13 protein-coding genes are annotated in these 11,302 nt (G+C 70.8%); 8 read left to right on the top strand and 5 right to left on the bottom strand.

What is annotated here, in order from left to right:
• Window positions 1–150: 150 nt before the first annotated feature.
• Entirely contained in the window at window positions 151–381 is a 231-nt protein-coding gene (locus ACFUO4_RS06780; protein WP_079307695.1) for a hypothetical protein, read from the bottom strand.
• Window positions 382–621: 240 nt separating this feature from the next.
• On the opposite strand from ACFUO4_RS06780, the gene ACFUO4_RS06775 reads away from it, so the two are divergent.
• Window positions 622–1,665, top strand: a complete 1,044-nt coding sequence (locus ACFUO4_RS06775; RefSeq protein WP_383480532.1) for an alpha/beta fold hydrolase — start codon at window positions 622–624, stop codon at window positions 1,663–1,665.
• Window positions 1,666–1,680: 15 nt separating this feature from the next.
• Here the strand turns inward: ACFUO4_RS06775 and ACFUO4_RS06770 are convergent, their stop codons facing one another.
• Both ACFUO4_RS06770 and ACFUO4_RS06765 read right to left on the bottom strand, forming a co-directional pair.
• Complete coding sequence (locus tag ACFUO4_RS06770) at window positions 1,681–2,214, bottom strand: toxin-antitoxin system, toxin component (protein ID WP_079307693.1); 534 nt, start codon at window positions 2,212–2,214, stop codon at window positions 1,681–1,683.
• Between the two features lie 32 nt (window positions 2,215–2,246).
• Window positions 2,247–2,903 carry a helix-turn-helix transcriptional regulator gene (locus ACFUO4_RS06765; RefSeq protein ID WP_079307691.1) on the bottom strand — a complete coding sequence of 219 codons (657 nt, stop codon included), beginning with the start codon at window positions 2,901–2,903 and terminating at the stop codon, window positions 2,247–2,249.
• 237 nt (window positions 2,904–3,140) lie between these two features.
• On the opposite strand from ACFUO4_RS06765, the gene ACFUO4_RS06760 reads away from it, so the two are divergent.
• Entirely contained in the window at window positions 3,141–3,803 is a 663-nt protein-coding gene (locus ACFUO4_RS06760) for a hypothetical protein (RefSeq protein WP_383480530.1), read from the top strand.
• An 89-nt stretch (window positions 3,804–3,892) separates the two neighbouring features.
• Here ACFUO4_RS06760 and ACFUO4_RS06755 read toward each other — a convergent pair whose 3' ends face one another.
• A complete protein-coding gene (locus ACFUO4_RS06755) occupies window positions 3,893–4,657 on the bottom strand; it encodes a cache domain-containing protein (protein ID WP_383480528.1) in 765 nt (254 codons plus the stop codon).
• Between the two features lie 40 nt (window positions 4,658–4,697).
• Window positions 4,698–5,456, bottom strand: coding sequence for a FadR/GntR family transcriptional regulator (locus ACFUO4_RS06750; RefSeq protein ID WP_079307687.1), 759 nt, complete (start codon window positions 5,454–5,456; stop codon window positions 4,698–4,700).
• 103 nt (window positions 5,457–5,559) lie between these two features.
• Between ACFUO4_RS06750 and ACFUO4_RS06745 the strand changes: the two genes are divergently transcribed.
• The 6 genes from ACFUO4_RS06745 to ACFUO4_RS06720 form a co-directional block, all read left to right on the top strand.
• Window positions 5,560–6,597, top strand: a complete 1,038-nt coding sequence (locus ACFUO4_RS06745; RefSeq protein WP_383480526.1) for an ABC transporter ATP-binding protein — start codon at window positions 5,560–5,562, stop codon at window positions 6,595–6,597.
• A 24-nt stretch (window positions 6,598–6,621) separates the two neighbouring features.
• The gene (locus ACFUO4_RS06740) at window positions 6,622–7,830 is read left to right on the top strand and encodes an ABC transporter substrate-binding protein (RefSeq protein WP_383480524.1); all 1,209 of its coding nucleotides are present in this window, start codon (window positions 6,622–6,624) and stop codon (window positions 7,828–7,830) included.
• A gap of 3 nt (window positions 7,831–7,833) precedes the next feature.
• Entirely contained in the window at window positions 7,834–8,697 is an 864-nt protein-coding gene (locus ACFUO4_RS06735) for an ABC transporter permease (protein ID WP_383480522.1), read from the top strand.
• A 10-nt stretch (window positions 8,698–8,707) separates the two neighbouring features.
• Window positions 8,708–9,523: an ABC transporter permease gene (locus ACFUO4_RS06730; protein ID WP_079307681.1), complete on the top strand. Its 816-nt coding sequence runs from the start codon at window positions 8,708–8,710 to the stop codon at window positions 9,521–9,523.
• Between the two features lie 76 nt (window positions 9,524–9,599).
• Complete coding sequence (locus ACFUO4_RS06725; RefSeq protein ID WP_079307679.1) at window positions 9,600–10,595, top strand: LacI family DNA-binding transcriptional regulator; 996 nt, start codon at window positions 9,600–9,602, stop codon at window positions 10,593–10,595.
• A 111-nt stretch (window positions 10,596–10,706) separates the two neighbouring features.
• Window positions 10,707–11,302 (top strand): ABC transporter substrate-binding protein (locus ACFUO4_RS06720; protein ID WP_383480519.1); only part of this gene is annotated, 596 nt, incomplete at its 3' end.

Genomic DNA, 11,302 nt, shown 5'->3' with positions numbered 1-11,302 from the left:
CGGGCGGGGGGGGGGGGGGGGGGGGGGGGGGGGCGGGGCGGGCGGGGGCGGGGGCGGGGGGGGGCGGGGGGGGCGGGGGGGGGGGGGGCGCCCCCCCCCGCCCCCCCCCCCCCCCGACGGGTCCGCGTCGGCCGGCCGGCGACCGGCTCCTCAGGGTGCCGGCGGACACCAGTTCTGGAGCAGCCGGAAGAAGGCCTCCTCATTGCCCGCGAGGCCCGCCTCCGCCAGCGCCTGCTCCGCCTCCGCGAGGACGGCGGGCGGCACGACGGGTGGTCGCCTGCCGTCCGGCGGACCGTCGAACGCGGCCCGGACGGTGTGCAGCAGCCGCAGGTAGGCCTGCACTGCGGTGCGCTCGCGGTCGGTGAGTACGGCGGTGGGCATCGGTCGGCTCTCCCCAAGTCGGCTCGTCGGTCGGCCCCGCCAATGAGGCCCGACTCCAGCTTGCCAACCACCACTGACAATCCGGTCCCGCCCCACGTCCGTTCGCCCGCTTAGCCGAGGCGAAACCTGATCGAAATCGAGGGTGGGAACAGGGTTCTAGGCTGGAGTGGAAGGGCTTTCAGTCGCACCCGGCGGCCAGGAACGGCCGGGCGGGCGGCTGCGGAAACGGGAGGCACGTACGTGGTCGACGTCCCGCATCGGCCCCCCGCGCGCACGGTGAGGCTGCGCTCGGTGGGTGACGGCGAACTCGAGTTGCAGTACCGGGTGGTGCACGGTTACCGGCGCGCCTTCCGCATGGCCGGCGAGGGCCCGGCCCTCGTCCTCATCCACGGCATCGGGGACTCCTCGGCCACCTGGGCCGAACTCATCCCCGACCTCGCCCGCACCCACACCGTCATCGCCCCCGACCTGCTCGGGCACGGCGCCTCGGACAAGCCCCGCGCCGACTACTCGGTGGCCGCGTACGCCAACGGGGTGCGGGACCTGCTCACCACGCTCGGCATCGAGTCGGCGACCCTGGTGGGGCACTCGCTGGGCGGGGGCGTGGCGATGCAGTTCGCCTACCAGTTCCCCGAGCGGACCGAGCGGCTGATCCTGGTCAGCGCGGGCGGCGTGGGCCGCGAGGTCAATCCGGTGCTGCGGCTGGTCTCCCTGCCCGGCGCCCATCTGATGCTGTCCGCACTGCGGTTGCCGGGAGCCCGGCTCCAAGTGGGGCTCGCGGTGCGGATGATGAAGGCCATGGACACGGACCTCGGGCAGGACGCGCCCGATCTGCTGAACCTGGTCGACGCGCTGCCCGACGAGACCTCCCGCAACGCCTTCATCCGGACCCTGCGTGCCGTCGTGGACTGGCGGGGGCAGGTCGTGACGATGCTGGACCGGTGCTATCTCACCGAGGGCATGCCGACCATGCTGCTGTGGGGCGACCGGGACAGCGTGGTGCCGGTGCGGCACGCCTTCGGGGCGCACGAGGCGATGCCGGGGAGCCGGCTGGAGATCTTCGAAGGCGCCGGGCACTTCCCGTTCCACGCGGACCCGGGGCGGTTCGTGGCGCTGGTGGAGGAGTTCACGAGGGAGACCGCGCCGGCGGACTGGAGCCGGGAGCACTGGCGGGAGCTGCTGCGGGAGGGGCGGCCGGGGACGGCTGCCGCCCGGGCGGGCAGCCTCCGCGAGCGGGCCGTGGAGCGGGAGTTGCGGGAGGCGAGCGAGCGCAGCGCCACGTGAGCGCCGCGGGCGTCCTCAGTTCTGCGGGCCCAGATAGCCCAGCGACGCCTCGATACGGCCCGCCAGACGGTCCCGCTGCACCGGACCCCGTACCGACGAACCGGCTAGCCAGGTACGGCACTTGCTGGCCAGCAGGAGGCCGAAGCGCTCGGCCTCCTGCTCGTCCTCCTGGTCGAAGCGGCTGCGCGCGACGACCTTGAGGACGGCCGCCCTGAGGTCGGCGTCGTCGCTGAGCATCCGGGCCGCCACCGCGGCGCCCTCGACATGGTGGCTGCTGTGACCGGCCTGCATGTGCCACAGCTCGTGGCCGAGGATGACCAACTGGTGGTCGGGGGCGGTGCGTTCCTCGACGACCACCAGGTCCTGCTCGGCCATGTCCAGCCACAGGCCGCTGGCGGTGCCGACCGGGAAGGCCGCCGTACGGAAGTGGACCGGGCGGCCGCGGCGCCGGCTCATCGCCGCGCAGAGGGCCGTGTACAGCTCCGTGGGATGCGCCGCGGGGGCCGGGAAGGGCAGCTCCGCGACCAGCTCGCCGCACAGGCGGCGCATTTCCCTACCGATGCCCACAGTTAACCCCCGGCTCACGACTCGGGCCGTTTGACGCTCTCCAGAAGCATGTCCAGCCATTCGGCGACCTTGTCGCGATGCTGGTCGGTGGGCAGCTGTGCGGCCCGCCAGGCGATTCCGCGGACCCCGTGGTCCTGGAGGAGCTGCTCCAGCGGGTCGCCCGCGGTGGCGACCGCCTCCTTCTCACGGTCGGCCAGCTTCTGCAGGAGATCCTGTTCGGTGCGCTGCAGGGCGCCGGCCAGGGCCTCGGGGTCCTCGGCGGTGAGGAAACCGGCGTGGACCCGGAAGAAGCGCTGGATGGCGTCGCAGTGCTCCATCGTGGGACGCCGGTCGCCGTTGATGAGGGCGCCCGCCTGCTGGCGCGACATGCCGGCGCCGTCGGCGATCTCCTGCTGGGTGTACTTGCGGCCGTTGGGCTTCAGACGGGTGCGGCGCAGGAGGTCCAGGCGCTGCAGGAAGCGGGCCTGGATGTCCGGCTCGCCGGCCGGGCGGCCGCTGAGCAGGGCCTTGACCACGGGCTCGGGGACACCGCTGGCCACCGAGAGGCGGCCGGTGTGGAAGACCTCCGCGTGCGGCACACCGAGCCGGTCGGCGAGTGCGGTGACGCGAGCGACGACGGCCGGCAGCGCAGCCGTCACCGGGGCACCCGGACTCGCGAAGCCATCCGCCACCGCCAGATCTCCTACGTCTCTCACAGGCTTCTCACAAGCAGCTCAACACAAGCGGTTGCCGTGAACTCCCGGGAGAGTAGCCGTTGTTCGAACGCACATCCAGGTCTCGCCACAACTGTGGCCAATTTCAGCCGTCAACCGTCACGAAATGCCACGATAGTTGACACCGCTCGCGTCCGGGCAGCAGGATCAGGGCGCCACGCGCGTGGCCGCATAGGCAAGAGGGGTGACCTCCCGATGGCACAGCAGGCAGGAGGGCAGCGGCCGCAGCCGCGGGCCGTCCCCGACAGTTCCGAGGCCCGGGCGTATCTCCAGGACTACGCCACCCTTCTGGAAGCCGTTCCCTTTCCTTCGTTCGTGCTCGACGAGCGGTGGGACGTGGTGCTGTCCAACGCTGCTTTCGCGTCACTTTTCCGCGGTGTGGGTCCGCATCCGACCGCCATGCCGGACGACAACTTCCTGCGATTCGTGCTCTTCCACCCGGACGCCGGCACCGTGCTCGGGGAGCACGAGTCGAGCTGGTGTCTGCCGATGCTGGCCCACTTCGCCGCCGCGGTGGAGCGGGACGGGCATGATCACGCCCTGCAGGCGATCCGCCGGGACATCGCCCAGGACCCCATCATGGACGCCGCCTACCGGCACGGACTGCCGCACTGGATCAGGGTCGTCGGCGAGCGCGCCTTCGCGCACGACGGCGCCGTCCGGCCGCTGCTGCACCCCGACCCGCGCTGGGGCGCCACCGAGTGCCGGGTCGTCGACGAGACGCCCGACACCCTGCGCGACCTCGGACACACCCGGCTCACCCTGGTCCTGCGCGAGACGCGGCGCGCCCCGGCACGTGCGCGGGGGACGCGCCGGTCGACCGCGCACCTGAGGGTGGTCCCCGCGGCGGAGGGGTGATCCGCCGGTGTCCCACGGGGCGACGCGGGTGTCCCACGGGGCGACGCGGGTGTCCCAAGGGGTGATCCGGCCGGTGTCCCAAGGGCCCTTCACCCCTGATCCGTGCTCACCAGCACCAACGGCACCCCGTCGCACGGCACCAGCCGCACCCCGCCCGTCCGCTCAGGCCGGCCGGTCCCCAACACCCGCGCGAAATCCGGGCCCTTGCTGAGCGAGCCCACCAGATGGCGCGGGTCGGTGGACGCCGCCACCCGCCCCCGCGCGTTCACCAGCCGTGCCGGGCCGGGCAGCCGGCGCAGCATCGGCATGACGGCCGCCTCGAAGTGCCGCAGATACACGTCCGCGGCGGCCACCCCGGCGAACCGGCCCTCGACCAGCACCGGCGCGGACAGGGTGAGGCTGTACTCGTCCGAGCAGAGATAGTCGACGTACGGCCCCGCCACCGCCCGCTCCCCGGTGTCACGGGGCAGCGCGAACCAGTCCCAGTGCGTGTAGTCGGCGTACGCCGAGTGCTCGGGGTCGAGGTCGAGGAGCAGAGGCCGTACGTCGCCGTCGGAGCCCGTCTGCCACCACTCCAGCCACGCCGGTACGTCGCTCAGCAGGCCCGGGGCGGCCACGAAGCCGACGCCGGACACCAACTCGTCGCGCGCCAGGCGGTCGTGCAGGCCGGGGCGCAGGGCAGCGAGGTCCACGGTCGCCGGGCGGCGGCCCGCGGCGGCCACCCTGGCCAGCAGGGCCGCGGTGTCGGCGCGGGTCGCCGAGACCGCGTCGAACACGGCCTCCAGCGTGGAGCGGACGCGGGCCGCGACCGATTCCTCCGGTGCCTTGCCGAGCGTTGCCGTCGCGAGGCTCATGGCTGCCCTCCAGCGGACGGGGACCTCGCGAGCGGTGCGGCTACAGCGTCAGACGCAGGGCGATCAGCCGCGACGCCGACTCCCGGACGCACCGCTCGGCCTGTTCCCTGGCCAATTCGTGGGCCCCATCCTGCACGGCCGAGATTACGAATCGGAGTCGCTCGGAGACCTCTTCACGATATTCGTCGTCCCCGAGCACAAGGCAGAGCAGCGCTCCCACTTCGGTCTGGAGGGCCACCTGCTCCCGGGTGAGGCGGGCGGACTGCGCCGCCGCCGCGAGTTCGACGTGGAAACGGCCGTACACCCGGCTGCGCGCCGCCGCGTCCGCTGCCTGGGTCAACTCCTCTGCCGTACGGCGGAGTTGGGCGAGGTCGTCGGGTTCCGTGCGGTCCGCGGCGAGGCGGGCCGCCGTGCCGGACAGGGCCGCCCAGTGGTCGCCGAGGTCGCGGAGTTCCTCGGTGCTCCAGCCGCGCAGCCGGACCTTGAGGCGCTCCTCGCCGGGGACCTCGGGGAGCGAGACGAAGGAGCCGCCGCCGCGACCCCGGCGGGTGGTGACCAGGCCTTGCTGGCGCAGCGCCATGAGGGCCTCCCGCAGCGTGACCGTGGAGACGCCGAGCTGGCCCGCCAGCTCGGTCTCGCCCGGGAGTTGCTCGCCGTCGGCGAGCAGGCCGAGCTCGATGGCGTCGCCGATCCGGCGCACCACGGCGTCGACCCGCGCCCGGCTGTCGACCGGGGCGAAGACGGCTTTCCGGGCGCCGCCGTTCATCTGCGTCTGCTTCACGGCCACCACCTTGCTCATTGACTCAAGCTTTACCCTAAGGGGGCCTTGAGCTTTGAACTATGACTTCATATGTTTCCGGTCGATAGGTCAACGCACGAGAGCACCAGGAAGGTTCCCGCCCATGGAGGGAATGGCGATCCGGCTGCAGGGTCTGCGGAAGTCGTTCGGGGAGACGACCGCCGTGGCCGGGGTCGATCTGGAGATCCGGGACGGCGAGTTCTTCTCGATGCTCGGCCCCTCCGGCTCCGGCAAGACCACCGTCCTGCGCATGATCGCCGGGTTCGAGGCCCCGAGCGCCGGCCGGATCGAGCTCGCCGGGCAGGAGGTCACCGGGCTCGCCCCGTTCGAGCGGGACGTGCACACCGTCTTCCAGGACTACGCCCTGTTCCCGCACATGACCGTCGAGCAGAACGTCGCCTACGCGCTCAAGGTCCGCAAGGTGCCCAAGGCGGAGCGGCTGGTGCGGGCGCGCAAAGCCCTGGCGGAGGTGCGGCTCGAGGGCTTCGGCAAGCGGCGGCCCTCCCAGCTCTCCGGAGGGCAGCGACAGCGTGTCGCCCTCGCCCGCGCGCTCGTCGGCCGCCCCCGTGTCCTGCTGCTCGACGAACCGCTCGGCGCCCTCGACCTCAAACTGCGCGAGCAGATGCAGGTCGAGCTCAAGGCGCTCCAGCGCGAGGTCGGCATCACCTTCGTCTTCGTCACCCACGACCAGGAGGAGGCCCTGACGATGAGCGACCGCATCGCCGTCTTCCACCAGGGCCGCATCGCACAGGTCGGCACCCCCGCCGAGGTCTACGAACGCCCCGCGACCCCGTTCGTCGCGTCCTTCGTCGGCACCTCCAATCTCCTGGAGGGAGAGTCCGCCCACCGGATCGTCGGCAGCCCGGGCACCTACAGCATCCGCCCGGAGAAGATCCGCGTCCTCAAGGAGTCGGCCGAGGCCGACCAGCCCGAGCACGCCACCGCCGTCGGCACCGTCGCCGAGGTCGTCTATCTCGGGGACGCCACCCGCTTCCTCGTAGACCTCGACGTCGGCGGCCGCCTCACCGCCCTCCAGCAGAACCTGGACACCTCCTCCGAGGACGTCGCCGCCTACCGCGGCACCCGGGTGCGCCTGCAGTGGCACCGCCGGCACGCCGTGGCCGTGCCCGTCCCCGACTGACCAGCCCCGCTCGTCCCCTCACGTATGGAGTACGTCGTGCGCTCTACCCTCAAGGCGGCGGCAGCCGTCGCCGCACTGCTCCTCGCCGCCACCGCCTGCGCATCCTCCGACGACGGCAGCGGCGCCTCGGCCACCGGCCTCAACCCCCCTGACCTGAAAGCCCCTTCGAAGCTCGGCAGTACCGAGGGCCAGGTCAACCTCATCGCCTGGGCGGGATACGTCGAGGACGGCTCCAACGACCCCAAGGTCGACTGGGTCAGCGACTTCGAGAAGCAGACCGGCTGCCAGGTCAACGCCAAGACCGCCGCCAGCTCCGACGAGATGGTCAAACTGATGAAGACGGGGGAGTACGACGCCGTCTCCGCCTCCGGCGACGCCTCGCTGCGCCTCATCGCCTCGGGTGACGCGGCCCCCGTGAACACCTCCCTCGTCCCCAACTACCAAGACATCTACAGCGGGTTGAAGGACGGCGACTGGAACTCCGTCGACGGGCAGATGTACGGCATCCCGCACGGCCGCGGCGCCAACCTGCTGATGTACAACACCGAGAAGGTCACCCCGGCCCCGACCTCCTGGTCCGCGGTCTTCGACGACGCCTCGAAGTACAAGGGCCACGTCACCGCCTACGACTCACCCATCTACATCGCCGACGCCGCCCTGTACCTGAAGGCCACCAAGCCCGACCTCGGCATCAAGGACCCGTACGCCCTGGACCAGAAGCAGTTCGACGCCGCCGTGGACCTGCTCAAGCAGCAGAACGCGAACATCGGTGAGTACTGGAGCGACTACCTCAAGGAGATCTCCGCCTTCAAGAGCGGTGACTCCGTCGTCGGCACCACCTGGCAGGTCATCGCCAACCTCACCGCCGACGAGGGAGCCAAGGTCAAGGCCTTCGTCCCCAAGGAGGGTTCGACCGGCTGGTCCGACACCTGGATGGTCTCCGCCAAGGCCAAGCACCCCAACTGCGCCTACAAGTGGCTGGACTGGATCGTCTCCCCGAAGGTCAACGCCCAGGTCGCCGAGTACTTCGGCGAGGCACCGGCCAACTCCAAGGCCTGCGACCTGACCAGCGACGAGAACTTCTGCACGACCTACCACGCGGCGGACGAGAGCTACTGGAAGAACATCGCCTTCTGGAACACGCCCATCGAGCAGTGCCTGGACGGCCGCACCGACGTCACGTGCGTGCCGTACGCGAAGTGGGTCCAGGCCTGGACCGAGATCAAGGGCTGACGCATGGCCCTGATCACACGGACCGCGGGGGCGCTGCACCGGCGCCCCCGCCTCCGGCTCACCCTCCTGCTGACCGCCCCGCTGCTGTGGCTCGCGGTGCTCTATCTCGGCTCGCTCAGCGTGCTGTTCGTCTCCGCGTTCTGGACGACGAACTCCTTCACGTCGGAAGTCGTGAAGGTCTGGTCGACCGACAACTTCCACGAGCTGTTCACCGTGCCGGTCTTCCGGCAGGTGATCCTGCGAAGCATCGGTGTCGCCCTGGCCGTCACCGCCCTGTGCGCGGTCATCGCGTTCCCGCTCGCCTTCTACACCGCACGGGTCGCGAAGCCGAAGTGGCGGCCGCTGCTCGTCGTCGCCATCCTCACCCCGCTGTGGGCGAGTTACCTGGTCAAGGTGTACGCCTGGCGGCTCATCCTCTCCGAGGGCGGGCTCGCCGACTGGATGCTGAAGCCGTTCGGGCTGGGCGGGCCGGGGTACGGGCTGACGGCGGCGGTGCTGACCCTGACGTACCTCTGGCTGCCGTACATGATCCTGCCGATCCACACCGCGCTGGAGCAACTGCCCGGCAACCTCCTCGACGCGTCCGCCGACTTGGGGGCGAAGGGCTGGCGGACCTTCCGGTCGGTCGTGCTGCCGATGGTGCTGCCGTCGGTGGCGGCGGGGTCGGTCTTCACGTTCTCCCTCAGCCTCGGTGACTACATCACCGTGCAGATCGTCGGCGGCAAGACCCAGCTCATCGGCAATCTCGTCTACTCCAACATCGAACTCAACCTGCCCATGGCCGCCGCCCTCGGCACGGTCCCCGTCGTCGTCATCGTGCTGTACCTGCTGGCGATGCGGCGCACGGGCGCCCTGAGCAGTCTGTAGAGGAGCCCCCGTGCAACTGTCCCGCTCCGCGCGGACCGCCCTGCGCGTCGCCGCCGGGTTCGGTTTCGTGGTGATCTACGTGCCACTGCTGCTCGTCCTCGTCAACTCCCTGAACCCCGACCGGAGCGCGGGCTGGCCGCCGTCCGGACTGACCCTGCACTGGTGGTCGGTGGCCTGGGGCAACTCCGGTGCGCGAGAGGCGCTGTGGACGTCCGTGAAGGCGGGACTCGGTGCCACGGCGATCGCCCTGGCACTGGGCACGCTGATCGCGTTCGCCGTCGCCCGGCACCGGTTCTTCGGCCGGGACGCGATCTCCTTCGTGGTGGTCCTGCCGATCGCACTGCCCGGCATCGTCACGGGCATCGCGCTCAACTCGGCCTTCAGCACGGTACTCGAGCCGCTCGGGGTGGGCCTCGGGCTGTTCACGGTGGTCGTCGGGCACGCCACCTTCTGCATCGTCGTCGTCTTCAACAACGTCGTCGCCCGGCTGCGGCGCACCTCCGGCTCGTACGAGGAAGCGGCGATGGACCTCGGCGCGAACACCTTCCGCGCCTTCGCCGACGTCACCTTCCCGCTCGTGCGCTCGGCGCTGTTCGCGGGCGGGCTGCTCGCCTTCGCGCTGTCCTTCGACGAGATCGTGGTGACCACGTTCACCGCGGGACCTGGCGTGGAGACCCTGCCGATCTGGATCTTCAACAACATGACCAGGCCCCAGCAGGCGCCGGTGGTCAACGTGGTGGCGGCGGTGCTGGTGCTGCTGTCGGTGATCCCGATCTACGTCGCCCAGCGGCTGTCGGCGGACACGGCGACCGGCAGCCGGGTCTGAGGCACCGGGCGCTCGCTGTCGACGGGCTTTCGCCAGCATGCAAGCGGCTTGCATTTCTTGCGCTATTCTTGCGCGCATGACGCGACGACTTGCCGAGGTGGCGAAGAAGGTCGGGGTCAGCGAGGCCACGGTCAGCCGGGTGCTCAACGGCAAGCCGGGAGTCTCCGAGTCCACCCGGCAGGCGGTGCTGTCCGCCCTGGACGTGCTCGGCTACGAGCGGCCCACGCAGCTGCGCGGTGAGCGCGCGCGGCTCGTGGGCCTGGTGCTGCCCGAGCTCCAGAACCCGATCTTCCCGGCGTTCGCCGAGGTCATCGGCGGCGCGCTCGCCCAGCTCGGGCTGACACCGGTGCTGTGCACGCAGACCACGGGCGGGGTCTCCGAGGCGGACTACGTGGAGCTGCTGCTGCAACAGCAGGTGTCCGGTGTGGTCTTCGCCGGCGGGCTGTACGCGCAGGCCGACGCCCCGCACGACCACTACCGGCTGCTCGCGGACCGCAAGATCCCGGTGGTGCTGGTCAACGCGTCCATCGAGGATCTCGGCTTCCCGGGGGTCTCCTGCGACGACGCGGTGGCGGTGGAGCAGGCCTGGCGGCACCTCGCCTCGCTGGGGCACGAGCGGATCGGGCTGGTGCTGGGGCCGGCCGACCATGTGCCGTCGGCGCGCAAGCTGGCCGCCGCGCGGGCCGTGGGGGAGCTGCCCGAGGAGCATGTCGCCCGCGCGATGTTCTCCATCGAGGGCGGGCACGCGGCCGCTTCCCGGCTCATCGACCGGGGCGTCACCGGCATCATCTGCGCCAGCGACCCGCTCGCGCTCGGCGCCATCAGGGCCGCCCGCCGCAAGGGCCTGGACGTCCCCTCCGAGGTGTCGGTCGTCGGCTACGACGACTCGGCGTTCATGAACTGCACCGAGCCACCGCTGACCACCGTCCGGCAGCCCATCGAGGCCATGGGCAGGGCGGCCGTGGAACTGCTGAACACACAGATCAACGGCGGTTTCGTAGCCCGTGAGGAGCTGCTGTTCGAGCCCGAGCTGGTGGTGCGGGGCTCGACGGCACCACCGTCCCGTCCCTGAGATCCTCCTGTCTGTCAAATAATTTCAGATTGTGTGCGACATCTTGCGGACGGATGTCGCCGGTGCTTGAGTGTGCCCCGCCCACCGCTCCTGCCCAGAGGGGTTCCACCGATGAGAAGCACCGGGTTCCGCCGTACGTCCGTCGCGCTCAGCGTCTGTTCGCTCGCCCTCGCCCTGACCTCCTGCGGGTCGGGCGACGAGGACTCCGCGAGCGGCAAGACCCGCATCACGGTCAACTGCATGCCGCCCAAGAGCGCCAAGGTCGACCGCTCGTTCTTCGAGGCGGACATCGCCTCCTTCGAGAAGCAGAACCCGACCATCGACGTCGTCGCCCACGACGCCTTCCCCTGCCAGGACCCGAAGACCTTCGACGCCAAGCTCGCCGGCGGCCAGATGGAGGACGTCTTCTACACGTACTTCACCGACGCCAGACACGTCGTCGACATCGGCCAGGCGGCCGATCTCACGCCGTACGTCAAGGAGTTGAAGAGCTACGACACCATCCAGCAGCAACTGCGCGACATCTACACCGTCGACGGCAAGATCTACGGCATCCCGCGCACCGGCTACTCGATGGGCCTGATCTACAACAAGAAACTGTTCGAGAAGGCCGGGCTCGACCCCGAGCAACCCCCCGCCACCTGGGCGGAGTTGCGCGCCGACGCCAAGAAGATCGCCGCCCTCGGCGACGGCACCGTCGGCTACGC

It is taken from the genome of Streptomyces sp. NPDC057280 (genome assembly GCF_042668605.1).
Classification (GTDB): domain Bacteria; phylum Actinomycetota; class Actinomycetes; order Streptomycetales; family Streptomycetaceae; genus Streptomyces.
Note: the sequence above shows the minus strand (reverse complement) of the source record. Positions and strands in the feature narration are given on the sequence as shown.